Consider the following 24,923-nt stretch of genomic DNA (forward strand, 5'->3'; position numbering starts at 1 on the left):
CCTTGTTGCCAAAGGGCTAACGCAGGATCAGAGGCTTGTCACCCATGCGATGACAACCGACACGGTGACGATGCTGATCGCGGTCGAAATCAGGATGGAGGCCGAGACCCGCGTCGGGGCGACCCCGTAGTGTTGGGCCAGAATATAGACGTTGCCCGCGACGGGCAGGGCTGCGGCGGCGATCATGACGCCCGCCGCATAGGGCTCCACCGGGAAGATCAGAAGGGCTGCGATGGCAACGGCGGCCGGATGCAACACCAGTTTGCAGAACGACAGCCAACCCGCGACAGAGATGCGTTCGGCGGACTTGCCCGCCAAAGACGCACCAATGGCGAACAGCGCACCGGGCGTGGCGGCGGCACCCAGAATGGCGAGGAACTCGTTGACGGGACCTGGGATCGGCAGCGCAAAGCTGGACCATAAAAGCCCCAAGGCAATTGAGACGATCATGGGGTTTTTCAGCAAGCCCAGGCCGATGGTTTTCAGAATGCCCAATGAGGGCCGCCCGTCGCGCGAGCCGGTAATGAGGATCACGATGAGGCTGCCGAAGACCACCAGATCGACGGCCAGCACCATCAGCACCGGCCCCACCGCGTTCTCGCCCAAGAGAAGCGCCAGCATGGGAATGCCCAGAAAGCCCACATTGCCAATCACCGCGCATTGCGCCTCAACCGCCGCTTCCTCGATCCCGCGCCAACGCACCAGCGCCACGGCCGTTGCGATCAGGTACACCAAAGCGGTGCCCCACAGATACGCGCCCACGAAGGTCCAATCGAGCACATCCGCAATCGACAGGTTTGCCGCAAAGCGAAACAGCATCGCCGACAGCGCGAAGTAAAAGACGAATTTCGTGAGATAGGCGGTGGCCTCGGCAGTGAAAAACTTGGTGCGGCCCGCCCAGTACCCCAGAGCGATCAGCGCGAAGAACGGCAGTGTTTTCAGGAAGATCGCCAGCATGCTCGCGGCTTATCACGCAGTACAGAGTGAGTCATTTGCAAAAAATGAACCGATTAGTTCATTTCGCCCTTGAAGAACTAAACTGATGGGTTTAGCTAAAGGTTGTAACAAGAAACGAGGTTTCCTTATGACTGCCCTCAAACTCCTCCTGTCAGCCAGTCTGATCGCAGCGGCCACCAGCGCCTTTGCCTTCACCGAAAGCTTTAGTCTGCCGATCCTTACCTTCCCCGAGGACGACGACATTATCAGCACGCAATCGTGCGAAACGGACCCCCAGACCGGTGTCTTGATTTGCGGCACCGGCGACTAGCCCTCCGCTCCCTGGGCTGGAAAGAGGCGGGAACCCTACCCGCCTCTTTTTCGTTTTTCTTGCTGATATTGAACTCTTCGGTTTATAACGAAGGCTTCTCAGGGAAGGATGAAAATGGCTGACGGTGCCACCCAGATCAAACGGGGACGCAAATTCGATCAGGTTTTGGAAGGCGCGCGCAAAGTATTCATGGCCGATGGTTATGAAGGTGCAAGCGTAGACGACATCGCCAAATCTGCCGAAGTCTCAAAAGCCACGCTTTACAGTTACTTTCCCGACAAACGCCTCCTTTTCATGGAGGTTGCCCGGATCGAATGTTGTCGCCAGACAGAGCACGCACTTGAGATCATAGACATGGCGCAACCGGTTCGTGATGTGCTGTGCAATATGTGTCAGCATATGATGAAATTCTTTCTTTCGCCCTTCGGACAGCGTGTTTTTCGGATATGCGTCGCCGAAAGTGATCGGTTCCCGGAGCTAGGTCGCGAGTTCTATGAAAGCGGGCCGGGGCATGTTGCGGCTTCGATCATGAGCTATTTCGACAGCGCCATCGAGCGCGGAGAGTTGAAGATCGAAGACCGTCGCCTCGCCGCGCATCAGTTGATTGAGCTGTGCAAAGCAGACCTGTTCCCACGCCTTATTTTTGGCATTGATACAGAATTTTCAGACGCAGAGATTGACCACGTTGTCACTGGTGCGGTCGATTTGTTCCTCGCCCGTTACGCGGCTTAAATCAACGCCTCAACCGCAGGCTAGTCGACCCGGCGCACCAGCAATTGATTGCCTGCGCCGGTCTTGGTTTCAAAGATTTTCAACTCACCTACCAGATCGCTCAGCTTGCGTTTACCGTAGCTGCGCGTGTCGAAATCCGGATTCGCGGCGACGATGAACTGACCAAGCTGTCCCAGCGTGTACCAATCATCCTCCGGGTCGATGCTGTCCATTGCCTTGAGGATCAGATCGCGTGCCTCGTTCAGCGATTTACCCGATTGCCTGGCCGGTTTGCTTTCACCCTTTGACACGACGTCGCTGCCGATATTCTCTAGAAAGATGAACCTTTTACAAGCCTTGCGAAACGCATCGGGCGTCTTGCGTTGACCCATCCCGAAAACATCCAGACCCTGCTCGCGGATACGGCTGGCGAGACGTGTGAAGTCACTGTCTGAACTCACCAGCACGAAGCCGTCAAACCGCCCCGAATGCATCAAATCCATCGCATCAATCACCAGCGCGATGTCGCTGGCGTTTTTGCCCACCGTATTGGCGGGTTGGTGATGCGGGACCAGACCAAACTCTGCCTGGACCTTCGACCAACCGTTCATCTGGCTGCTCGAGAAATCCCCATAGCAGCGCCGCACCGATGCCTCCCCCAGTGTCGCGATCTCGTCAAAGATCGCCTTGGTGTATTTCGGTGAGGTGTTGTCCGCGTCGATCAGCACCGCCAGAAGGTTGGTGTCGGTCATGCTCTAATACACCACGACCGAGCGGATGCTTTTGCCTTCATGCATCAGATCGAAGCCGTGATTGATGTCGTCCAGCCCCATCGTGTGGGTGATCATCGGATCAATCTCGATCTTGCCGTCCATATACCAATCGACGATCTGCGGCACATCCGTGCGCCCGCGCGCGCCGCCAAAAGCCGTGCCGCGCCAGACGCGGCCCGTCACCAGTTGGAAAGGCCGCGTGCTGATCTCGGCGCCCGCAGGGGCCACGCCGATGATGACGCTTTCGCCCCAACCCTTATGGGCGGCTTCCAAAGCGGTGCGCATCACGCCCACATTGCCGGTCGCATCGAAGGTGTAATCCGCACCGCCTCCAGTCAGATCGACCAGATAGGCCACCAGATCGCCATCCACCTCAGACGGGTTCACGAAATGGGTCATCCCGAACCGCTCGGCCATCGCTTTCTTGCTGTCGTTCAGATCAACGCCGACGATCTGGTCGGCCCCGGCAAGACGCAGCCCTTGGATCACGTTCAGGCCGATACCACCCAGACCAAAGACAATCGCGGTCGAGCCGATTTCGACCTTGGCGGTGTTGATTACCGCGCCGATGCCCGTGGTCACGCCGCAGCCGATATAGCAGATCTTGTCGAACGGCGCGTCCTCGCGCACCTTGGCCAGCGCAATCTCGGGCAAAACCGTGTGGTTCGCAAAGGTCGAACACCCCATGTAATGCAGGATTGGATCGCCATCCAGCGTGCTGAACCGCGACGTACCATCGGGCATCAGACCTTGGCCTTGAGTCGTGCGGATCGACTGGCAAAGATTCGTCTTCGGGTTCAGGCAATACTCACAGGTCCGGCATTCCGGCGTGTAAAGCGGGATCACGTGGTCACCCTTTTTCAGGCTTGTCACCCCTTCGCCCACATCCACCACGACGCCCGCGCCTTCATGGCCCAGGATCGCAGGGAAGAGCCCCTCTGGATCGGCACCCGACAGGGTAAATTCATCCGTATGGCAAATGCCGGTCGCTTTCATTTCGACCAGAACTTCGCCAGCCTGCGGCCCGTCAAGGTTCACCTCCATGACTTCGAGTGGTTTTCCAGCTTGTAACGCAACGGCGGCTTTGGTGCGCATGGGGGGTCCTCCTCAAATTGTTCTGTGACCGTGGGATAGGTTGCGCCTTGATGCAAGACCATTGCGTTCGCGCGCGGCTTTGGTCAGGCTGCGCCTCATGAAAAGAATGCTCTTATGTCTGCCCTTGATGGCCTGCGCAGTGGCCCAGCCCGCCGCGCCCGACATGCCGTCCCTGCCCACGGCGGCAGAGGATACCTGCAACGCCCGCGCTCAAGCCGGGTTGATCGGCGCAGATCGCGATACGCTGGAAAGCACGCTGATCCTGCAGCCTGTGCGGATCATCACGCCGGGCATGGCGGTGACGATGGATTTCCTGCCGACACGTCTGAACATCGCCTTGAACGAGGCCGAGCGGGTCGTGCGTCTGAGTTGTGGGTAAGGTTCTGACGACGCGGGCTGGGTGGGGGCTGTTGACCGCGCCGTCAGAGATAGAAGCAATGTGCTTCCGATGCCCCATGGATGCCTTTTGATCGCGGCGGAACTAGGGTCAACGCGGCACCCTTTACAGGCTCTTTCGCGGCAAATTCAGGGCGGCGCTTGATTTGCGACCGGTTTGCGGCAAGTCTAGTGAGATGAACGTGCAACCGCCGTCCCCCTTTCATGCCAAAATCCCCGAGCAGGTGGCCTTCCACCGAGCCGAGCTTTCGGTGATCCTGTCGCTTTACGGGCACATGGTCGCCGCGGGTGAATGGCGCGATTACGGGATTTCGAGCCTCAGCGATGTGGCGATCTTTTCGGTCTTTCGCCGCACGGCCGAGCATCCGCTCTACCGGATCGAGAAACGCCCGAAACTGCGGACCAAACAGGGAATGTATGCGGTGATCGGCATGGACGGGCAGGTTCTGAAACGCGGGCATGATCTGAAAACCGTGCTGCGCGTGTTGGAGCGCAAGCTGATCCGCGCGGTCGAGTAAGCCGCGTCAACCTAGCCGTTTTCGCGATGTCACCGGACCATCGCCTTGCGCCTCAATCCTCGGGATCGCTGCTTTGATAGGCTCGTAGGCGACCGCCATGTGATGCGCGTTTGCGTGGATCAGCGTCTCTGCATCCACCATCATCCCCACATGGCCTTTCCAGAAAAGCAGATCGCCCCGCTGAAGCGGCGCGTCATCGGCCAGTGCCGTGCCCAGCGCACCTTCCTGCAAATCGCTATCTCCGGGGCACGCAATATCGCAAGCCAGCAAAGCCGCCTGCACAAGCCCCGAACAGTCGATGCCCCAGACCGTGTTCCCACCCCAAAGATACGGCGTGCCAAAATGCAGCTGAGCAATCGTCACCGGGTCTTTGAACGGCTGCTCCAACGGGCGCAGATGGGGTTTCGGGATGAACCCACTCTCCACTGCGAAAAACGTCTTTTCCTCGTAAAGCACCCGCAGGCGCGCCCCAAAGCCCAGCGCCATCAGGTCCGGGCTTTTCATATCAGGCCGCTCATAAACATGCGTGCTGCGCACCGCGACGCGGTAATTGGGATCGCTGGGATCGGTCAGGCTCTCGCTCTCCAGATAGCCCACATAGCTGTCCTTAACCGACTGCACGAAGGCATACCCCTCGCGGTCCTCGAACACGGTCACCTTTTCGCCCCGTTGCAGTTGGCGGTCCCGCCGACCCTGCGGCGCGTGAGTAAGATCGGCAAAAGGCACCGCCAGTTGACGCGCCGCCCCCGTAGTGAAGGCTTGCGCCGCCACCTGTCCTTGCAGATGCGCCGCCGCAACACGCGCATTGGCCGGAGTTAGCCTGCGATCTGTCACAGGTTCAACAGCTTGGGCAGCGCATCCAGCACCGCCCGCGCCCCTTGCCCGATACCCCCTTTGGCCCGCGCCGGGGCCGCCGTGGGTTGCCAGCCATAAATGTCGAAATGCGCATAGCGCGGGCTGTCTGTCACAAAGCGCCGCAAGAAAAGCGCCGCCGTGATCGACCCCGCAAAGCCACCTTTCGGTGCATTGTCCAGATCGGCGATCCCCGGTTCAATCATGCTCTCGTAAGGTGCATGAAACGGCAATCGCCAGACAGGGTCCTGCGCCTGAACGGCCCCCTCTTCCAAAGCGGCGACAAAGCCCGCATCATCGCTGAAATACGGCGCAAGGTCCGGCCCCACGGCCACCCGCGCCGCCCCCGTCAACGTCGCCATCGAGATCAGGCAGTCTGGCGTTTCCTCATCCGCCAGCGCCAACGCATCGGCCAACACCAGACGCCCTTCGGCATCGGTGTTGTTGATCTCCACCGTCAGCCCTTTGCGCGAGGTCAGGATATCCTGCGGGCGGAACGCCGAGCCATCAATGCTGTTCTCAACCGCCGGGATAAGCACGCGCAGCTGCACCGGCAGCTTCAGCGTCATGATCATCGACGCCAGCCCCAGCACGGTGGCCGACCCGCCCATGTCTTTCTTCATTAACCCCATCGAGGACCCGGGCTTAATGTTCAGCCCGCCGGTGTCGAAACACACACCCTTGCCGACCAGCGTCAGGGTCGGCCCATCCTCCCCCCAGCGCATATCGATCAAGCGCGGCGCCGTGGCTGAGGCGCGCCCGACCGTATGGATCATTGGGAAGTTCTGCTCCAAAAGCGCATCGCCGATTGTGACCTCAATCGCCGCGCCATGAGCCTCTGACAAGCTGCGCGCTGCAGCTTCCAGCGCGTCGGGTCCCATATCCGAGGTTGGCGTGTTGATCAGATCGCGGGTCAGGGCTTCACCCGCCGCAATCGCCTCAACCCGCGCGGCATCAACGCCCGCAGGTGCTTTCAAAAGCGCCGCAGCCAGCGGCTGATCCGCATACCGGTCAAACCGATACTGGCTCAGCAACCATCCCAGCGCTTCAACCTCGGCGTCAATCTCGTCCAGACCGCTTTCGATATGATAGGTGCCTGCGGGCAAACCCGCAGCCCCTGCGGCCAGCGCAAACCGCTTGCGCGCGCGATCCTGAGCCGTCCCAAGCCCCAGCAAAACCGCTTCCGGCGCACCGTTTTCGTCAGGCAACATCAGCGTCTTGCCAAACCGGCCCGCAAAACCCTGCGCGTCAATCCAGTTGCGCGCCCGTGCTGTAGCCGCCTCTGCCCAATCCCCGACACTGTCAGGGGTTAGCAGATGAATGGGCAAAGATCCGGTGTCAGGATCAGCAAAAGTAAGGGACATGCAGAGCGGCCTTGTTAGATGATATTCACCGCAGACTAGCCTGCACCGGCCCGGCTGCAAGTCCCATCACACGCTCATATCGCGAATGTCCCATACGGCCGTGACCGAGCTTTCCCCGATCCGCTGCAGGCGCATTACTACGGCCAGCAACGCCACGCGGTCATGCCCCACGGCACAGTCGGCAACATCCTCCGCCACGCGCGCCAAGGTCGCCAACCCCACCTGATCCGAGATCGCCACAAGCGATCGGGCCAGCTTGCGCACCCGTTCCAGATCCGCTGCATCATAGGCCGCATTCACCTTGGCCAACCGCAAAGAGATCTCCTCCATCGCGCGGCACACCATATCTTCGGCCCCTTGCTGACCCAGCTGCACAAACAGTTCGGCCAATCGGTCCGGGTCCAATCGGACCTCTTCACAAAGCTCCAGTCGCGTAATCGCATTCACCACATCACCCACTTGTTCACGCCCCCACATGCGGCATGTCTATCCCCAACAGGATTTCCAATTCGTTCAACTGCGACGCAATAATCGCTCGAATTTAACGTAAAACAGGCCTAAGAGGAGACAGCCGCAAAGACAGATCGCCAAACAAAATGCAAAACGCCAAACCCCTTCCCGCCTATTTGATCCAACGCTATCAGGGCTGGCGCGCCACGACCTATTCCGAAAACCAAACCTGGTATCGTCGCCTCGCCGAGGAAGGCCAACGCCCCCGCGCGATGATCATCTCATGCTGCGACAGCCGGGTGCATGTCACATCGATCTTCGGCGCAGATCAGGGCGAGTTCTTCATCCACCGCAACATCGCCAACCTCGTGCCGCCCTATTCGCCCAATGGCGATCACCATGGCACATCAGCGGCGGTCGAATACGCGGTCACAGCGCTGAAAGTCGCTCATATCATCGTGCTGGGCCACTCCAACTGCGGCGGTGTCCGCGGCTGCCATGACATGTGCGGCGGCCATGCCCCCGAACTGGAAAAAGACACCAGCTTTGTCGGTCGCTGGATGGATATCCTGCGCCCCGGCTACGAAAAGGTCAAAGACATCTCCGATGAGGCCGCCCGCATCGACGCGCTGGAAAAAGAGGCTGTCCTCGTCTCCGTCAACAACCTCGCCAGCTTCCCCTTCGTCAAAGAGGCCCGTGACAAGGGCGAGTTGACCCTACATGGCGTCTGGACCGACATCGCCATGGGAACACTGCAATTCTACAATCCAGCGACACAAAAGTTCGAGGCCTGCTGACACCGGCTCAGGATTTCATTTTTGCAAAAATACTCTGGGGGTGCGGGGGCAAAGCCCCCGCGAAGCGATTTGGCGAAGCCAAAGCGCAATCAGCCCTTTTTAAGAACCTCACGGCCCAACAGCTCTGCGATCTGAACTGCGTTCAACGCAGCCCCTTTGCGCAGGTTGTCCGACACGCACCACAGGTTGATCCCGTTCTCAACAGTGCTGTCCTGACGGATCCGGCTGATGAAGGTGGCGAAGTCGCCAACACACTCGACCGGCGACACATAGCCCCCGTCCTCGCGCTTATCGATCACCATGATCCCCGGCGCTTGCCGCAGGATATCGCGGACCTCGTCCTCATCCACGAAGTCCTCGAACTCGATATTGACCGCTTCGGAGTGGCCAACGAACACCGGCACGCGCACACAGGTCGCCGTCACCTTGATCTTCGGATCAACGATCTTCTTCGTCTCCGCAACCATCTTCCACTCTTCCTTGGTGGAACCGTCATCCAGAAACACATCAATATGCGGGATCACGTTGAACGCAATCGGCTTGGTGAACTTCTCGGGCGGGACATCCTTGGTGGGATTGTAAACCGCCTTCGTCTGCTCCCACAGCTCATCCATTCCGTCCTTACCGGCACCCGACACCGACTGATAGGTCGACACGACCACCCGCTTGATCGTCGCACGATCATGCAGCGGTTTCAGTGCCACAACCATCTGCGCAGTCGAACAGTTCGGGTTCGCGATGATGTTCTTCTTGGAATAGCCATGCACGGCCTCGGGGTTCACCTCAGGCACGATCAGCGGAATGTCCGGGTCGTAGCGATAGAGCGAGCTGTTATCGATCACGACACATCCCGCCTTCGCCGCCTTCGGCGCATGCTCTTTGGTGGCTTCCGATCCCACAGCGAACAAAGCCATGTCCCAACCAGCAAAATCAAACGTCGCCAGATCCTGCGTCTTCAATGTCTTGTCGCCAAAGCTAACTTCCGTGCCAATCGACCGGCGCGAGGCCAGCACAGCAATCTTCTCAATGGGGAACTGGCGTTCCTCAAGGATGTTCAGCATTTCACGGCCCACATTCCCAGTGGCGCCGACGATCACGACATTGTAGCCCATAGCAGGGTCCTTCCACGGTCTCTTTACAGGTCTGATGTTCAGACGGGGCCTCTTAGCGCCTATTTTGCACCTGCGAAAGGGTGCAGACGCCGCAGCGCCGCGAATTGCGTTGACTTATGTGGCTGCGGCCCCCATATCGCCCCCATCCAAGGATGCCGCGTGAGCATCCAGCGACTGTTCATCAGTCCGAAACCATTTTCCAACAAGTTCCCAGATCACGCGGGGTGCTGACGGCCAGCGAGCATGTCGGGCATGAGGCCCACATGGCAGACGTGATGGCCGCGAACCGCAACCGGACGACCCTTTTCACAAGGGGCCGCACCGCTGTGACAGCGACTTGGACTACCAAGATCGCCAACCGAAAGGGTCATTCCTTGACCGAATTTACGCTGTTTGGGCTCGACGCCCAACTTATGAAGAACATCGCCAAAGCCGGCTACGACACCGCAACGCCCATTCAAGCCAAAGCGATCCCGCTTGTGCTGGACGGCCATGATGTCATGGGCCTTGCCCAGACCGGCACCGGCAAAACCGCTGCTTTCGGCCTGCCGATGGTCCACCGACTGCTGGAACACCGTGAAAAGCCGCACCCTAAATCCGTGCGCGCCTTGATCCTCGCTCCGACACGTGAGCTGGTGAACCAGATCTGCGACAACCTGAAGGTCTTCGTCGCAGGCACACCGCTCAAGGTGAATTACGTGGTTGGTGGCCAGTCCATCAACCGCCAGACCCAACAACTGGCCCGCGGCACCGACATTCTTGTCGCCACACCCGGTCGCCTGATCGACCTGCTGGAGCGTAAAGCCGTCTATCTGAACAGCGCCACGTCGCTGGTGCTGGACGAAGCAGATCAAATGCTCGATCTCGGCTTCATCCACGCCCTCCGTCAGATCGCACCGCTTCTAGGCACCCCGCGCCAGACGATGCTGTTCTCGGCCACGATGCCAAAACAGATGGAGGAACTGTCTGCCGCCTACCTCACCAATCCGCGCCGGGTGCAGGTCTCGCCCCCCGGCAAAGCCGCTGACAAGATCACGCAGGAACTGCATTACGTCCAGCAAGCCGGAAAGCCCGAGAAGCTCAAAGAGTGTCTTCGCGCCGCGCCGGGCGGCCAAGCTATCGTCTTCTCGCGCACCAAACACGGCGCTGAAAAGCTGATGAAATCACTTGTCGCAGACGGCTTCAAAGCCGTCTCGGTCCACGGCAACAAAAGCCAGGGACAACGCGACCGCGCCATCCGCGCATTCAAAGCGATGGAGGCGAATATCCTCGTTGCCACCGACGTCGCAGCCCGCGGCATCGACATCCCCAGCGTCACGCATGTCTACAACTACGACCTGCCGGACGTTGCCGAAAACTACGTCCACCGCATCGGTCGTACCGCCCGCGCGGGCAAAGACGGCAAAGCCATCGCTTTTGTCGGCGGGCCCGAAATTGGACTGCTCCGCGACATCCAGAAGGTCATGAAAATGACAATCCCGGTCGCTTCGGGCATTGAACCCGCAGAAGAAGACCGCCCCGGTCGCAAGCAACAGCAGCAAAAGAGCCGTCGTCGCTTCGGTGGCAACAAAAACGCAGGCGGAGGACGCCCCCAAGGTGAACGCAAACAAGGCGGGCGCCCGAATGGCGGCAAGAGCTTTGGCAAACCCAAAGGCAAACCCCGGTCCGGCAGCCGTCGCCGCAAACCCGCAGCGTAGGATCGCCTCCGGCGGAGGTATTTGAAGACAAAAGACGGCCGTTAACCCCACATTAAGGTTAACGGCCGTCTTTTGTGCAAAAAATACCTCGGGGGGGGCAGCAAAGCTGCGGGGGCAGAGCCCCTAACGGAACAACAACAAAGGCACGCGGCACGACCGGATCATCTCGGTCGTCGTCGACCCGATAATGAGGTTCCGAATACGCGAATGCCCATAAGCCCCCATCACCATCATCTCGGCCTCGCCCGCCAACAGGCGATCTGCAATCACCTCATCCGGTGTGCCACTGGTAATTTCATGACTGACCTCATAGCCCGCACCTTTCAGCAGCGCGGACGCCCCTTCGATGGCACGGCGGCTGTCTTCGGTCTCGGCCCCGACGAACAGCAAATGGCATTTCAGCCCGCCAAAAACGTCTGAGCGCGCCAGATGGTCCACCGCCTTCAACGCGGAATTCCCACCGTCAAACGCGACCATGATCGTCTCGACCGGTTTAAACACTTGCGAGGCCACCAAAATCGGTTTCGTGACCGACCGCACGACCCGCTCAAGGTTCGACCCCAGATGCATCTTGGCATAATCCGCAGCCTCGCCGCGTTTACCGACGATGACCAGATCAGCGCCATCTTCCAGACGGTGCAATTCCTCAATCAGATCGCCGTTGCGCAACTCCGTTTCCACCGGAACGCCCGCGTCCTTCAGGATCGCTTCGGCGTCCTCCAGAATGGCCCGCCCGCGCTTTTGCGCCAGTTTCGCGCGCTCTGCATCCAGCGTGGCCAGCTCGTCCATCAGCTTGGTTCGCGCGCCCAGCCCGATATTGCCCGACAGATCCGACGTTCCGGTCTGACGCGGACCCAAAATATGCGCAATCACCACCGACGCGCCTTTGCGTTTCGCGATCCAGGCCGCAGCCTCGCACACGGTTGCCGAATACGGGGAGCCATCCACCAAAGCGACGATTTTTGACATAGCGGTTCTCCCTCAGTGACCCAGAAGGTCGTCCATAGCGCCCGGCTTATCCGCGACACCCAGCCTGTCCACGATGGTCTCCGATGCCTCGTTCAGCCCGACCACCTCAACCTCGGCGCCATCCCTGCGGAACTTGAGCACGACCATGTCCAGCGCCGCAACCGACGAGATATCCCAGATATGCGCGCGGCTCACATCAATCGTGACCTTTTCCAGCGCCTCGTGGAAATCAAACGCAGCCGTGAAGGCATCGGAGGAGGCAAAGAACACCTGCCCCTCGACCGTATAGGTCCGGTGGCGGCGATCCTCGGACAGCTTGGAGGTGACGCGGAAAATCTGCGCGATCTTGCCTGCAAAGAAGATGCCCGACAGCAGCACGCCGGTCAGCACGCCAATCGCAAGATTATGGGTGTAGACCGTGACAGCAACGGTCGCCAGCATCACCACCGAGGATGAGCGCGGGTGCTCCCGCAGGTCCTTGATCGACGACCACGAGAATGTCCCGATCGACACCATGATCATGATCGCCACCAACGCGGCCATCGGGATCAGCGACACGATATCGCCCAGCACCACGATCAGGAACAGCAGGAACACCCCTGCCGCAAAGCATGACAAGCGCCCGCGTCCGCCGGATTTCACGTTAATCATCGACTGCCCGATCATGGCACAGCCCGCCATGCCGCCGATAAAGCCGGTCGCCGTGTTCGCCACGCCTTGCCCGATGCATTCGCGGTTTTTGTCCGAGGATGTGTCCGTGAGATCGTCAACCAGTGTGGCCGTCATCAGGCTCTCCAACAGGCCCACCACCGCAATCGCCGCCGAATAGGGCAGAATAATCTGCAAGGTCTCAAGGTTCAGCGGAATGTCAGGGATCAGGAAGATCGGTAGGGTCGAGGGCAACTCGCCCATGTCGCCCACTGTCCGCAGGTCCATCCCCATGAAAAGCGCCAGCGACGTCAGCACGATGATGCAAACCAGCGGAGACGGGATCGCCGTTGTCACATAGGGAAACAGGTAGATGATCGCCAAACCGCCCGCGACCATCACATAGGTCAGCCACGGCACCCCGATCAGTTCCGGCAGTTGCGCCATGAAGATCAGGATCGCCAGCGCGTTCACGAACCCTGTCATCACCGATTTCGACACGAACCGCATGACCGAGCCCAGCTTCAAAAGCCCCGCACCAATCTGCAAAACCCCCGCCAGAACCGACGCGGCCAGCAAGTATTGCAACCCATGGTCCTTCACCAGCGTCACCATCAGCACGGCTGTTGCCGCTGTGGCGGCTGAGATCATGCCGGGCCGCCCGCCCACAATCGCCGTGATCACCGCGATGGAGAACGACGCATAAAGCCCGACTTTTGGGTCCACGCCCGCGATGATCGAAAAGGCAATCGCCTCTGGGATCAGGGCCAAGGCCACAACAAGGCCTGCCAGCAGATCGGGGCGGATATTGCCCAGCCAGTCCTGACGCAGATTGGCGGTGTAGGATGCGAACATGAAACTCTGTCCTTATGGGGGGTTGCGCGCGGCTTAACGGGGGATCGGCGCCATGGCTAGCCCTTGCGGTTCAAAAAAGCAGGCTGCGACATTGGCACTGTCAACTTCGCTAGACACTCGTTATGCGCAGAGCGTAAACTGGACGGATGAAGGACATCGCCCCGCCTCAGCTCTACGCGCCCACGCCCAGTGAGGCAGCCCCTCGGTCGCTCTGTACCGATTGTGGCCTGTCGCGCACGAAAATGGCGGGTGAATGCGGGCAAGCCTGCCAGTTTATCCGCCCCGACTACCCCACGATGGAGGCCCGCGTTCAAGGCCGCCAGCGCACCCCAGACACCGATGAACGCTTCTTCGGCCCTTACCGCAAGATGTATCGCGCCGCCCTTAAAGAGCCGCTGGAAGGCGCACAGTGGACAGGCCTGACCACCCGCATCGCTCAAAAGCTTCTCGAAGATGGTGCCGTCGATGCCGTCCTCACCATGGCGCCTGACCCTGATAACAAATGGAAACCCATGCCTGTCATCGTGACCGACCCCGCCCAGATGGCGCAGGTCCGTGGCATGCGCATGGGTTACGCACCGCTGCTCTCCCTGCTGGAACCCGCGGCTGAGGCAGGCCACAAACGCCTCGCCATCATCGGCATCCCCTGTCAGGTCTACGCGCTGCGCCGGATCGAGAAGCAACTCAACCTCGACCGTCTCTACGTGATCGGTACGCCTTGCTCCGACAACACCACAACCGAGAACTTCCACGACTTCCTCGGTCGGCTGTCGGATGATCCCGACAGCATCACCTACCTCGAATTCCGCGCCGATTATCACGTGGAACTCCGCTTCACCGACGGCACCCAGAAAACGATCCCGTTCCTCAAACTGCCCCTCTCAAACCTTGCTCCCGATTTCTTCCCGCTGACCTGCCGCACCTGCGTCGACTACACAAACAGCCTCGCCGACATCACCGTCGGCTATATGGGCGGCGAGGGCGAGCAATGGCTGATCGTGCGCAACGACCGCGGTCAAGAACTCCTCAACCGCCTCGGCGATGAAGTCCGTCTCTCCCAACCCGGCAGCAAAGGCAAACGCGCTGGGGCCGTCAAAGGCTTCAAGGAAAACACCGCCCGCGCTGCCGGAGGTCTCCCCTTGCGCAAAATGCCCGATTGGGTCCGTCCCATCGTCGCGTGGCTGATGCCAAAAATCGGCCCCCGCGGCCTCGAATTCGCGCGCGCCCGCGTCGAAATGAAAGCCGTCGAATCCGTCCTCCACCTGCGCCGCGAACAGCCCAAAAAGATGAAATGGATGATCCCCGCCCATGTCTGGGCCCTTGCCAAACCCTACGACCTCACCCCCGAAAAGGACGAGACGCACTAGGTTTCATCTTTGCATAAATACTCCCGCCGGAGGCACCGCGATTTGGCGAAGCCAAAGCGCAAAACCTTAAAGTTCAGATAGAAACGGCGGATTACACCCCGACCGTGTGCAATTGATCGCCGCCGCCTGTGACGCCGTCTTCAACAGCCGCTCCAAGTCATCCGTCGACATCGCGCCCAACGCGTCCGAACCCAACATCCCCTCCCGCGAAATCTGCGCCAGAAGCGTTGCCATAAACGTGTCACCCGCGCCGACCGTATCAATCAACGACTCTACCGGGGCCGCAGGGATTGCAACGCGGTGACTACCCGCAAAACCAATGGCCCCATCCGGTCCCAAAGTGACCACGACCAACGCGGCCCCTGTTTTCCCGCGCAACACATCAATCGCAGCGTCCAGATCAGCTTCAGGATACATCCACAGCAAATCCTCATCGCTCAACTTCAGCACGTGGGCGCTGGCCAACAACCGCTCCATCCGCGCCATGTACCCCGCGCGATCCGCGATCAAAGACGCCCGCACATTCGGGTCCAGCGACGTGCAAACTCCGCGCGCGGCACAAGCGCTGAAATAGGCCTGCCACGCATCGGCATCGGCCCCATCTGCGACCGCCAGACCACCCACGTGGAACACATCCAGACCATCCGGCGTCATCGCCTCTAACAAGGCTAAATCCACCTGCCGCTCTGCTGTTCCAGACCGATGAAATGCATAGGTCGGGATACCGTCTTCTAGCGAGACCACGGCCAGCGACGTCGGCTTCTCGCTCCGCCCCGCCAAAAGCGCGACGCCGTCGGCCTCTAGCCGTCCAGCCAGCAAACCGCCCAAAGCATCCGTGGAAACCGGTGTCATATATCCCACCTCAGCGCCCTGCCGCGCCAAGGCAATTGCGCAGTTGTAGGGCGAGCCGCCGGGGTTGGCAGTGTAAGACGGCAAGCCCTCGCCCGCCGTCTGCACGAAATCAATCAGGTTCTCTCCACCGACAGCGATCATCAGCGCCTCCTCCATCTCGGATCGGAGTTAGCGCTAACCAACCTTTAAGATCAAGCCGCCATTGCCTCCGGCACGATGATCTCGGACCAGGTCAAATCGCCCTCATAGCGCTGCGCAATCTGACCATCGGCGTTCATCACCATCAGCGTCAGCCAACCGTTGTCGAACAGCTCCTTCACGCCCGCATGCTTGGCAAGGATATCGTTGATCGCATCCACTGGCGCCTCAATGACCACAGACAACCTCAGCGGATCATGCATGATTTGTTCACCGTCATGGACCGATTGCATGGGCAAACCGCCGCGCAACCGCCCGCCGTTGCCTTCAACCACGCCGATTCCGCCCACAACATTGTGCAGCACCTTATTGCCACCGCCAAACGCCTCAGGGGCCACGGTGGAACCATAATATTGCAGGCTGATCCAGCTTGCGACGACCACTGGTGCGGTCAGGATCAGCTCCAGCACGCCAAAGCCCTCGTCCTTCTGCCAATCATAGCTGTGCAGGAACGACCGCCCGCCCAGATCGCGATTGGCCGAATGGTGCCGGGGCGCCGCGATAAACGCGCTACAGCCTGCCAGACCCCATTCGGGACGCAGCTCGGCCCAGTTGCGGCTCCGCTCGATCAGATCGTTACCATCTGTCGCGCGCGGCAAACGTCCGGCCCGTTCCTGACGGGCAATCCGTGCCGCAGAGGCCAGCCAGCTCCGCAGCTGCGTCAAGTCCGCTTCAGCCGGCAAATCGCCGTCATACAGCGTCACCGCATCCGTCGTCGTGTCATGCAGCCCCGCGACAAACACCGTGTCCTCCGGGATCGTCAGACCTTCCTCAGCCACGCCCGCGCGCACCTCTGCATCGTTCAGCAAAATCGCCAGAAGCCGCGCGTTTACCTCGCCGGAATGCCCACCGCAGGCCCCGCAATGCAGCGCACTTTCATGAGGGTTGTTGGTGACATTCGCGCCGTGCCCTGCCAGCAAGACAATCTTGCCGAGGTTCTCGGTCATCGACATCGCACCCAGCACGGCTTTGGCCGTCGCGATCCTGGTCGGCAGGTCCATCGCTGCGTCAAAAGACGGAGCGGGGTCGGCGGATTTGGCGTGGGACGACAGCCCCAAAGTATCGCGCACGAGTTTTCCCGCATAGATGGGACCTGCCGCCTCCACAAAGGCGAATGAGGATACGGCGGCCAGCTTGAACCGGCCCCAGGCGCGCACGGCGCGGGCGGCAAGGCGGGTCGACATATCGGTGTCCGAAGGGTCGGTCGTGACCGTGTTCACGCCGGGGTTCAGCAGAACCGGCAAGCGGTTTTCGGCGACGTCCGACGCGAAGCTATGGTGCTGCACGCCAAGACCGAAGAAGCCCGCAAAGCCAATGGTCTCGATCCCGGTATCGACGCTTTCTAGCGCACGCCGGAATACTTCCGACCGCACATCAATGCAAAACGCCGCTTGCAAAGCGGGCCGCTCAGTGCCCTTGCTCAGCGCGCCTTGGGCGAACTTGGCGACTAGATTCCGCTCTGCGGCGCGGTCGGCAGCGGATTGCAAGAGAACGTCGATGATATGGTCCTCAGTCGGTGCAATCGGCGTCTCGTGAGCCGAGATGACCTCGACCCACTTCTCTTCGATCTGGTCTTTGTGCTGCATGTAAAGCGCGGCTTCCCACAGCATCCGTGCGGTCAGCAGATCCGTCGCGGTGGTATCGTCACCATCTTTCAGCTCGGCCTCAAACAGCTTGAACCGCGCGACCTGACCCCAGCCCGACAGGTCTGTCATCAGCCGGTGGAAATAGCTTTCCGCAGCAACGGGCGACAAGCCGATGGTCAGCGCGGCACTTTCCAAAGCCGAGGATGCGGTGCGCGACGTCGTCTCGACCGTCATCGCGAAATTGGCGAGGCCAAGGATTTCGGGCGTCAGGTCGCGGCGAGCAAACGCATGCCATGCTTCAAACGCACCGCTACGCTTGGCAACAGGCCACAGCGCCTGACCTTCGTCGAAATAGCCTGCCGCCCAGACACCCATCCGGTCAGCCACAATCTCGGGCCAGTTGGTGCCGGTGACGTCCTGCACCAGCTCTGCAATCGTCGGCAGCGCTTTCGGCTCCGGCTGCGGCCGGGCCGCGGCTTTGCGCAGCGCCGCGGGTGTGGCAGGCTTGTCGCCGTCAAACGCATCCAGCGCCAGTTGCATGTCCGCATCGGTGATCTCGCCAGCGCGGATCTTCGCCAGATAATCCTGCCGGGGCAGCGTCACGCGAATGCCTGCGGCACGCTCTAGCCGGGCGGCGGTCATGGCAAGGCTCTCGCCTGTCTGACCGAGGAACGGATTTACCGCAACGCTGGTGGCCAAGGGCCAAAGAGGTGGGATTTGGCGGGTCGCTGCATCGGCGGCCTGACCCAGAGGAGCATCGGTGATCATCATTGTATCCTGTTTCATAAGCATTATCCGGGCCTTTCCTTAAGTGGTCTTCCGCAAGCGCCAGCCTGCGACGAGACGGTCAAAGACCGCGTTGGCATAAAGCCCGTTCGACAGGTGAACGCGCAGCCCCGACGCCGCCGGGTGGCTTGCCCAGAGCGGAAACATGGCTTGCGCAATCGCGACCAGACCGAAGCTGATCAGCGCCAGCACGATCAACGCCCATTCCAGCGGTCCGGGGGCCGGAGTTGCAGGCAAAGTGCCCGAGGTGATCCACTCGGCCCCGCGCTGTAGTGCAAAATAGCTGACCGAGGCGATGGTAGCGGCGGTCGCGGTGCGCAGTGTCAAAGCGCGCGGGGCGGCATCGGCCAGACCTTGGGCCAGCAGATACGCGACACCGAAGATCAGGATCGCACCCAATGCGATGGCTTGCGGGGATTTGCCGTCAAAGCCGAAGACCAACCCGATCAGGCCATAGATTGCCAGTGCCGCAATGAACGCGCGCAGCACGGCTTTGCCATTCGGGATCGCCACAGGGCCAGGCCGCCGGATCGAGGCAACGCCTTGAACAGCGCTCCCCGACGCCATGAACGCATGCGCTTTGTAAAGCGAGTGCGCCACGATGTGCAGCAGCGCCAGCGAGAACAAAGCCAAGCCGCATTGCAGGATCATAAAGCCCATCTGCGCAACCGTGGACCACGCGAGCGAGGTTTTCACCGCCGACTGCGTCAGCATCACAAGGCCGCCAAAAAGCGCTGTGAAGCCGCCTACCATGACCAATAGCGCCATGATCCCTGGTGCCATCAGCATCACATCGGCAAACCGGATCAACAGGAAGCCGCCGGCATTGATGACGCCTGCGTGCAGCAGGGCGGACACCGGGGTCGGCGCCTCCATCACTTCGGTGAGCCATCCGTGGGTCGGGAACTGCGCCGATTTCAGCAGTGCCGCAATGGCGATCAGGCCAGCCGCGCTCAGCGATGCAGCGGATGCATCGGCCGTCCGTGCTTCGGTCAGGATCGTTGCAATGTCGCCGGTGCCGAAGGTCGCAATCAAAAGGATCGCTGCCACGATCAAGGCGACGTCGCCAATCCGCGCTGTGATGTATTTCTTTTTCGCGGCACGGATCGCGCCGGGGCGCTCAGGATAAAAGAGCAGCAGCTTGTGAAGAAAATAGCTGGTCGCGACCCACGCGATCACAAGCCCGCCGATATTGCCCGATTGTACCAGCAACAGCACCGTGCCCAGCGTCATGCAAAGCCAGCCGGTAAAGCTGCCCTGCCGATCTTCGCCGTCCATATAAGTCGCCGAAAAGCGCACCACGACCCAGCCCACGAACGACACCAGCGTCAGAAGCGTCACACTCACGATGTCCAGCTTGGCCGCAATCCCAAGGCCCGCGATCCCGATCAGCGGGCTTGTGGACGGCCCGTGCGTGTAAAGAACAAACGCGCTGAGAACCGACAGGCCAAGGGCGACGAGCGTTGCCAACTCGGCCACGCGCGGCACGCCTGCGGGGCGCAAGCCGGGGGTCCGAAATGCGAAAATCGCAGCGGCGAATAAGGCCAGCGACGCGAGAATGGGTAGCAAAGACAGATACATCGGGGGTGGCTCCTGAAAGTCATCTTGATTGGAGACTACCTAAATGTCGCACCCTCATAGGTTAAATACATTGTTTTTGAGTAATCGTTCTATATTTTAGATGTATGGATCAGATGAACTATAACCACCTGCGCTATTTCTGGGCCGTGGCCCATGATGGCAATCTTACGCGCACCGCCGAGCGGTTGAACCTGTCGCAATCCGCGCTCTCCACCCAGATCAAAACGCTGGAAGAACGGTTGGGCCATGCGCTGTTCGAACGCCGTGGCCGCGCTCTGCATCTGACAGAGGCGGGGCGCATCGCCCTCGATCATGCGGACACGATCTTCGCGACCGGGGCCGAGCTTCTGGGCACGCTCAACCAGACGGGGGCTGCACGCAAAGCGCTGCGCATCGGGGCGCTTGCGACGCTGTCGCGTAACTTCCAGATCGGGTTCTTGCGGCCTCTGCTGGGGCGCGAGGATGTCGACGTGATCCTGCGCTCTGGCACAGCGTCAGCGCTGATGCGTGGGCTGGAGAGCCTCAATCTGGATATCATCCTGCTCAATCAGGCCCCCCCGGCGGACGCGCTGACAAAGTTCGTGGTGAACCGGCTGGACGAGCAACCCGTCAGCCTTGTCGGCGCACCGGAACGGCTGGAAAACGCGCAAGACCTTCGTGATTTACTGTCCCGCCAGCCCGTCCTGCTTCCCAACCGCGAAAGCAGCATTCGCACGGGCTTTGACGCCTTGACCGACCGGCTTGGCCTGCAACCACAGATCGCGGCCGAGGTCGACGATATGGCGATGCTCCGCCTGCTGGCGCGCGAAAACGTAGGCCTCGCCCTTGTTCCGCCTATCGTTGTGCGCGACGAGCTGGCCAGCGGTCTGCTGGCCGAAAGCCCCTTCGATCTGGGTATTGCCGAAGCATTCTTTGCCGTCCGGCTTGAGCGCCGCTTTCCCAATCCGCTGCTGCAGGATTTGCTGGAAACGCTCTAGAACTCGAAATCCGGCAGGCTATCAAAGGCCAGCTTCAACGCGTCGCCCCAGCCGTTGGAAATCGTCTGGAAATAGGGATCATCCGCCTCAATCCGGCGGCGCGGACCAAGCGTCAATGCGCCTTCTTCATAGATCTGCAAATCCAGCGGGGCGCCCACGGACAGGTTCGCTTTGATCGTGGAGTCAAAGCTGACCATCATCAGCTTGACCGCCGCTTCAAAGCCCATATCGGGATCATAAGCGCGCACAAGGATCGGGCGGCCATACTTGGTCTCTCCGATCTGGAAGAACGGGGTATCTTCCCCAGCCTCAATGAAATTGCCCTCTGGGTAGATCAGGAACAAGCGCGGCGCGCTGCCTGCGATCTGACCGCCCAGCATCAGTGTCGCATCAAACGTGCTGTCGGCTTGCTGACCGCCAACCGCATGGGCGGAAATCTCCTCATGCAACAGATCTGCGATATGCTGCGCGGCCCGGAACATCGACGGCACGGTCAGCAGCGACGGCGCGCGATCATCAGGGGCCTTGTTGCGTTCTTCCAGCAGGCTGGTCACGGCTTGCGTGGTCGCCAGATTGCCCGCGCTCATCAGGGTGATGACGCGCTCGCCCGGCACTTCCCAAGTCTGCATCTTGTTGAAGGTCGAGATATTGTCGACGCCCGCGTTGGTGCGGGTGTCGGACATGAACACAAGCCCACGATTGAGCTTCATGCCGACGCAATATGTCATTGTCCTACCACGACCCTCAGCGCTATTACTGTTGCTGCATCACCTCTAGCGACACTGAAAGCGTTTCGCCAGCACTGCCGTAGTGTCGTCCCGAAATAGGGGCCGCTTCGGGATAGTCGAGGCCGGTCGCCACGCGCACATACCGCATATCCGGGGAGATGGCGTTGGAAATGTCAAAACCGACCCAGCCCAGCCCCTCCACATGAGCTTCCGCCCAGGCATGCGTAGCGTCCTGATCAACACGGTCGTTCATCATCAGATAACCCGACACATAGCGCGCCGGGAATCCAAGATGCCGGGCGCAGGCCACAAAGATATGGGTGTGATCCGCACAGACGCCTTGCCCGGCGGTGATCGCCTCCTCGGCGGTCCAGGTGGGTTCGGACGCGCCAACCTGATAGGTGACCGCCTCGCGAATCCGCGCCGACAGATCGTGCAACCGCTCCAGATCGGTTTCCCCTTCCGCCGCTTTGGCGATCTGGCGCACGCCTGCCCCAATCCGCGTCTGATCGGTGCTGCGCAAAAACAGCCAGAGCGGGGTGAACCCCTGATGCGGCCCGACGATCCCGGCGGTGTCGGTCATCTCCACCTCGCCCTCAGAGCGGATCACAAGGCCCGTCGTGCCCGGATCAAAGCTCACAAGCTCTGTGGTGTTGCGATGAAAATCTTCAAAACTCAGCTGCTTTGCACCGCCCTCGACACTGGTTTGCCACTGCAGCACCGATTGCGCGCGCGTGGATTTCGGCGTGGTGCGCAGTTGCTGCAAACCAAACGGCACGGGGCTGTCATAATCATAGCGGGTTGTGTGGGTAATTTTCAGACGCATGGCTATTCATAGAACCTGTAATCTATTTCGATCTGGCGGCTGACGCTGCCCAACGTACCAACCACGTCCTGAATGTATTCGTGCAAACCATAGTCGAAAATCGCCTCAATGTCGTGCGACATGAACCGGCGACACAGATCATCGGCCATCTGGTGGCTGGGCATCTTGGTTCCGTAATCCGAGGCCAGATACCCCAGATTATCCCGCAGCTTGCCAGTGCAGAAGAACAGGCTGCGCGGCATGCGGGGATCAAGGATCAAAAACTGCGCAATCGCGCGCGGGTTTACCTTATGTCCATGGGTCATCCGGTAGCCACCCTGCGCACTGACAGACCGCAGGATCGTCTCCCATTGGACGTTATCGAGGCTGGATCCCACCGCCATGGCAGAGGGCAGAAGCACGTAATACTTCACGTCCAGAATACGCGCCGTGTTGTCGGCGCGCTCGATGAACGTCCCCAACCGGGCGAAATCGTAGACATCATTGCGCATCATCGTGCCGTGGGTCGCGCCACGCACAAACGCACTGCGCTGACGGATGATCTCAAGCGCTTTTGGCAGGTCCCGTTCCGAGACCTTGCGCGCCAACACTTCGTTGAGGCGGATGTAGCACGAGTTCACAGCCTCCCACACTTCGTTGGTCAGCGCTGTGCGCACCATCCGCGCATTGTTGCGGGCGGTTCCGATGACCGAGCGCACAGAGGACGGGTTATCCTTGTCGCGCAACATCCAGTCGATGGCCTTGTCGCGGCTCACCTCGTCGAATTTCGCGTGATAGCCTTGGCTGACGGCGGCGGCTTGCAGAATCGATGCCCATTCGTCGTCGCTTGCTTCCGCGCGGGTCAGCGCGATGCGCTGGCCGGTCTCGATCATGCGGGCGGTGTTCTCGGATCGCTCCAACAGGCGGAACATCCAGAAGAGGCCATTTGCGGTTTTGCCTAGCATCGCATCAGTCCTCCAGCACCCAAGTGTCCTTGGTGCCGCCGCCTTGGGATGAATTCACGACCAGCGATCCCTTTTGCAGCGCAACACGGGTCAGACCACCGGGCGTGATGTCGATCTTGTCCGGGGAGACCAGCACGAACGGCCGCAAATCCACGTGGCGTGGGGCCAACCCCTCGCGGGTGAAAATCGGGACGGTGGACAGCGCCAGCGTTGGCTGGGCGATGTAATTGTCCGGCTTCGCGCGCAGCTTCTTTTCGAACGCGCGCAGGTCTTTCTTGGTGGCTGTTGGCCCGATCAGCATCCCGTAGCCGCCCGAGCCATGCACCTCTTTGACGACCAACTCGCTCAGGTTATCGAGCACATGGGCCAGCGCATCCGGGTCCGAACAGCGCCATGTCGGCACGTTCTTCAGGATCGCTTTTTCACCCGTGTAGAACTCCACAATCTCGGGAATGTAGCTGTAAATCGCTTTGTCATCCGCGATCCCGGTGCCGGGTGCATTGGCAATCGTGATGCCACCCGCCCGGTAGACATCCATAATGCCCGGCACACCCAGCGCGCTGTCGGGGTTGAAGGTCAGCGGATCAAGGAAGTCGTCATCGACCCGGCGATAAAGCACATCAATCGGCTCGTAACCTTGGGTGGTGCGCATCGCGATACGGCCATCCACAACGCGCAAGTCATGCCCCTCGACCAGTTCGACACCCATTTTGTCAGCCAGAAACGAATGCTCGTAATAGGCCGAGTTATGAATGCCCGGCGTCAGCACCGCCACACGGGGCGGCCCGCTGCAATTCGGAGGCGCGCAGGCCGCAAGCGAGCGTTGCAGCGCTCGCGGATAGCCCGACACGGCGCGCACTTTGTTCTGGCTGAAAAGCTCCGGGAACATCTGCAGCATCGTCTCGCGGTTCTCCAGCATGTAGCTGACACCGGACGGGGTGCGGGCATTATCTTCCAGCACAAAAAATTCGTCATCCCCGGTGCGCACCAGATCGGTGCCGACGATATGCGTGTAGATACCACCGGGCGGCGTGACGCCGATCATCTGAGGCAGGTAGGCCTCGTTCTGGGCGATCATCTCCTTCGGGATACGGCCCGCGCGGATGATTTCCTGACGATGGTAGATATCGTGCAGGAACGCGTTGATCGCCCGCACCCGCTGTTCAATCCCGCGCGACAGTTTTTGCCATTCGCGCGCCGCGATGATGCGGGGAATAATGTCGAAGGGGATCAACCGTTCTTCGGCCTCATGGCGGCCATAGACGTTGAAGGTAATGCCCATCAGGCGGAACACTTCTTCGGCCTCGCGTTGCTTGGCCCGCAATCCCGCCAGATCCTCTGCTTTAAACCAATTGTCGAATTGCGTGTAGGGCGGACGCACTGTGTCTCCCGCCCCATTCATCTCATCAAAGTAGTTTTGCATAAAGAGTAGCTTGCACCTTTTGGTTAAGAAACATCAACGCAATTGCAGTGTTTTCGTTCCTCCCGCCACCTAACGCTCTATTTTTAAGCAGCTTTTCCTATCGCCATCGCCCCTGTCTCAGCGGGAATTATTTCCGAGTTTTTTTGTCAAG

At 60.2% G+C, this 24,923-nt stretch carries 24 protein-coding genes; 8 read left to right on the forward strand and 16 right to left on the reverse strand.

Features of this window, described 5'->3' with window-relative positions; genetic code table 11:
• Positions 1–27: 27 nt before the first annotated feature.
• Positions 28–957, reverse strand: a complete 930-nt coding sequence (locus KUW67_RS04515) for an AEC family transporter (protein ID WP_224824089.1) — start codon at positions 955–957, stop codon at positions 28–30.
• Positions 958–1,084: 127 nt separating this feature from the next.
• On the opposite strand from KUW67_RS04515, the gene KUW67_RS04520 reads away from it, so the two are divergent.
• Both KUW67_RS04520 and KUW67_RS04525 read left to right on the forward strand, forming a co-directional pair.
• Positions 1,085–1,267 (forward strand): hypothetical protein, encoded by a 183-nt coding sequence (locus KUW67_RS04520; protein ID WP_224824090.1) that lies wholly within the window; start codon positions 1,085–1,087, stop codon positions 1,265–1,267.
• Between the two features lie 114 nt (positions 1,268–1,381).
• Positions 1,382–1,999 (forward strand): TetR/AcrR family transcriptional regulator, encoded by a 618-nt coding sequence (locus tag KUW67_RS04525; protein WP_224824091.1) that lies wholly within the window; start codon positions 1,382–1,384, stop codon positions 1,997–1,999.
• Positions 2,000–2,019: 20 nt separating this feature from the next.
• On the opposite strand, the gene KUW67_RS04530 is transcribed toward KUW67_RS04525, so the two are convergent.
• The gene (locus tag KUW67_RS04530) at positions 2,020–2,730 is read right to left on the reverse strand and encodes an NYN domain-containing protein (RefSeq protein WP_224824092.1); all 711 of its coding nucleotides are present in this window, start codon (positions 2,728–2,730) and stop codon (positions 2,020–2,022) included.
• 3 nt (positions 2,731–2,733) lie between these two features.
• A complete protein-coding gene (locus tag KUW67_RS04535) occupies positions 2,734–3,846 on the reverse strand; it encodes an S-(hydroxymethyl)glutathione dehydrogenase/class III alcohol dehydrogenase (protein WP_224824093.1) in 1,113 nt (370 codons plus the stop codon).
• 97 nt (positions 3,847–3,943) lie between these two features.
• Between KUW67_RS04535 and KUW67_RS04540 the strand changes: the two genes are divergently transcribed.
• The gene (locus KUW67_RS04540) at positions 3,944–4,225 is read left to right on the forward strand and encodes an I78 family peptidase inhibitor (protein WP_224824094.1); all 282 of its coding nucleotides are present in this window, start codon (positions 3,944–3,946) and stop codon (positions 4,223–4,225) included.
• A 193-nt stretch (positions 4,226–4,418) separates the two neighbouring features.
• On the forward strand, positions 4,419–4,760 hold the full coding sequence (locus tag KUW67_RS04545) for a DUF2794 domain-containing protein (protein ID WP_224824095.1): 342 nt from the start codon (positions 4,419–4,421) through the stop codon (positions 4,758–4,760).
• A 6-nt stretch (positions 4,761–4,766) separates the two neighbouring features.
• Here the strand turns inward: KUW67_RS04545 and KUW67_RS04550 are convergent, their stop codons facing one another.
• The 3 genes from KUW67_RS04550 to KUW67_RS04560 form a co-directional block, all read right to left on the reverse strand.
• On the reverse strand, positions 4,767–5,594 hold the full coding sequence (locus tag KUW67_RS04550; RefSeq protein WP_224824096.1) for an NlpC/P60 family protein: 828 nt from the start codon (positions 5,592–5,594) through the stop codon (positions 4,767–4,769).
• Complete coding sequence (locus KUW67_RS04555) at positions 5,591–6,976, reverse strand: M17 family metallopeptidase (RefSeq protein ID WP_224824097.1); 1,386 nt, start codon at positions 6,974–6,976, stop codon at positions 5,591–5,593. The genes KUW67_RS04550 and KUW67_RS04555 overlap by 4 nt, the downstream gene beginning before the upstream one ends.
• A 66-nt stretch (positions 6,977–7,042) precedes the next feature.
• Positions 7,043–7,453: a hypothetical protein gene (locus KUW67_RS04560; protein ID WP_224824098.1), complete on the reverse strand. Its 411-nt coding sequence runs from the start codon at positions 7,451–7,453 to the stop codon at positions 7,043–7,045.
• A gap of 119 nt (positions 7,454–7,572) precedes the next feature.
• Here KUW67_RS04560 and KUW67_RS04565 point away from each other — a divergent pair, with 119 nt between their 5' ends.
• The gene (locus KUW67_RS04565; protein WP_224824099.1) at positions 7,573–8,223 is read left to right on the forward strand and encodes a carbonic anhydrase; all 651 of its coding nucleotides are present in this window, start codon (positions 7,573–7,575) and stop codon (positions 8,221–8,223) included.
• 89 nt (positions 8,224–8,312) lie between these two features.
• On the opposite strand, the gene KUW67_RS04570 is transcribed toward KUW67_RS04565, so the two are convergent.
• Positions 8,313–9,335, reverse strand: a complete 1,023-nt coding sequence (locus KUW67_RS04570) for an aspartate-semialdehyde dehydrogenase (protein ID WP_224824100.1) — start codon at positions 9,333–9,335, stop codon at positions 8,313–8,315.
• 374 nt (positions 9,336–9,709) lie between these two features.
• On the opposite strand from KUW67_RS04570, the gene KUW67_RS04575 reads away from it, so the two are divergent.
• Positions 9,710–11,032 carry a DEAD/DEAH box helicase gene (locus KUW67_RS04575; protein ID WP_370634915.1) on the forward strand — a complete coding sequence of 441 codons (1,323 nt, stop codon included), beginning with the start codon at positions 9,710–9,712 and terminating at the stop codon, positions 11,030–11,032.
• A gap of 123 nt (positions 11,033–11,155) precedes the next feature.
• Here KUW67_RS04575 and KUW67_RS04580 read toward each other — a convergent pair whose 3' ends face one another.
• The gene (locus KUW67_RS04580; RefSeq protein ID WP_224824101.1) at positions 11,156–12,001 is read right to left on the reverse strand and encodes a universal stress protein; all 846 of its coding nucleotides are present in this window, start codon (positions 11,999–12,001) and stop codon (positions 11,156–11,158) included.
• A 12-nt stretch (positions 12,002–12,013) separates the two neighbouring features.
• Entirely contained in the window at positions 12,014–13,504 is a 1,491-nt protein-coding gene (locus KUW67_RS04585; RefSeq protein ID WP_224824102.1) for a SulP family inorganic anion transporter, read from the reverse strand.
• A 146-nt stretch (positions 13,505–13,650) separates the two neighbouring features.
• On the opposite strand from KUW67_RS04585, the gene KUW67_RS04590 reads away from it, so the two are divergent.
• Positions 13,651–14,871 carry a Coenzyme F420 hydrogenase/dehydrogenase, beta subunit C-terminal domain gene (locus KUW67_RS04590; RefSeq protein ID WP_224824103.1) on the forward strand — a complete coding sequence of 407 codons (1,221 nt, stop codon included), beginning with the start codon at positions 13,651–13,653 and terminating at the stop codon, positions 14,869–14,871.
• 66 nt (positions 14,872–14,937) lie between these two features.
• On the opposite strand, the gene KUW67_RS04595 is transcribed toward KUW67_RS04590, so the two are convergent.
• Genes KUW67_RS04595 through KUW67_RS04605 form a run of 3 tightly spaced genes read right to left on the reverse strand, consistent with a single transcriptional unit; the run spans position 14,938 to position 19,874 of the window.
• The gene (locus KUW67_RS04595; protein WP_224824104.1) at positions 14,938–15,864 is read right to left on the reverse strand and encodes a carbohydrate kinase; all 927 of its coding nucleotides are present in this window, start codon (positions 15,862–15,864) and stop codon (positions 14,938–14,940) included.
• Between the two features lie 50 nt (positions 15,865–15,914).
• Positions 15,915–18,299 (reverse strand): YbcC family protein, encoded by a 2,385-nt coding sequence (locus KUW67_RS04600; RefSeq protein ID WP_370634901.1) that lies wholly within the window; start codon positions 18,297–18,299, stop codon positions 15,915–15,917.
• Between the two features lie 15 nt (positions 18,300–18,314).
• A complete protein-coding gene (locus tag KUW67_RS04605) occupies positions 18,315–19,874 on the reverse strand; it encodes a proton-conducting transporter membrane subunit (protein ID WP_224824105.1) in 1,560 nt (519 codons plus the stop codon).
• Between the two features lie 104 nt (positions 19,875–19,978).
• Here KUW67_RS04605 and KUW67_RS04610 point away from each other — a divergent pair, with 104 nt between their 5' ends.
• On the forward strand, positions 19,979–20,851 hold the full coding sequence (locus tag KUW67_RS04610) for a LysR family transcriptional regulator (protein WP_224824106.1): 873 nt from the start codon (positions 19,979–19,981) through the stop codon (positions 20,849–20,851).
• Here KUW67_RS04610 and KUW67_RS04615 read toward each other — a convergent pair.
• From KUW67_RS04615 to KUW67_RS04630, 4 genes are read right to left on the reverse strand one after another with little or no spacing between them, the layout of a single operon-like run.
• A complete protein-coding gene (locus KUW67_RS04615; RefSeq protein WP_255596698.1) occupies positions 20,848–21,561 on the reverse strand; it encodes a peptidase in 714 nt (237 codons plus the stop codon). The two genes, KUW67_RS04610 and KUW67_RS04615, sit on opposite strands and share 4 nt — an antisense overlap.
• A gap of 43 nt (positions 21,562–21,604) precedes the next feature.
• Positions 21,605–22,405 (reverse strand): transglutaminase family protein, encoded by an 801-nt coding sequence (locus KUW67_RS04620; RefSeq protein WP_224824108.1) that lies wholly within the window; start codon positions 22,403–22,405, stop codon positions 21,605–21,607.
• Between the two features lie 2 nt (positions 22,406–22,407).
• On the reverse strand, positions 22,408–23,349 hold the full coding sequence (locus tag KUW67_RS04625) for an alpha-E domain-containing protein (protein WP_224824109.1): 942 nt from the start codon (positions 23,347–23,349) through the stop codon (positions 22,408–22,410).
• Positions 23,350–23,353: 4 nt separating this feature from the next.
• A complete protein-coding gene (locus KUW67_RS04630) occupies positions 23,354–24,772 on the reverse strand; it encodes a circularly permuted type 2 ATP-grasp protein (protein ID WP_224824110.1) in 1,419 nt (472 codons plus the stop codon).
• Positions 24,773–24,923: the final 151 nt, after the last annotated feature.

The sequence above is a fragment of the Cognatishimia sp. MH4019 genome, from assembly GCF_020177595.1.
Taxonomy (GTDB): Bacteria; Pseudomonadota; Alphaproteobacteria; order Rhodobacterales; family Rhodobacteraceae; genus JAHTBL01.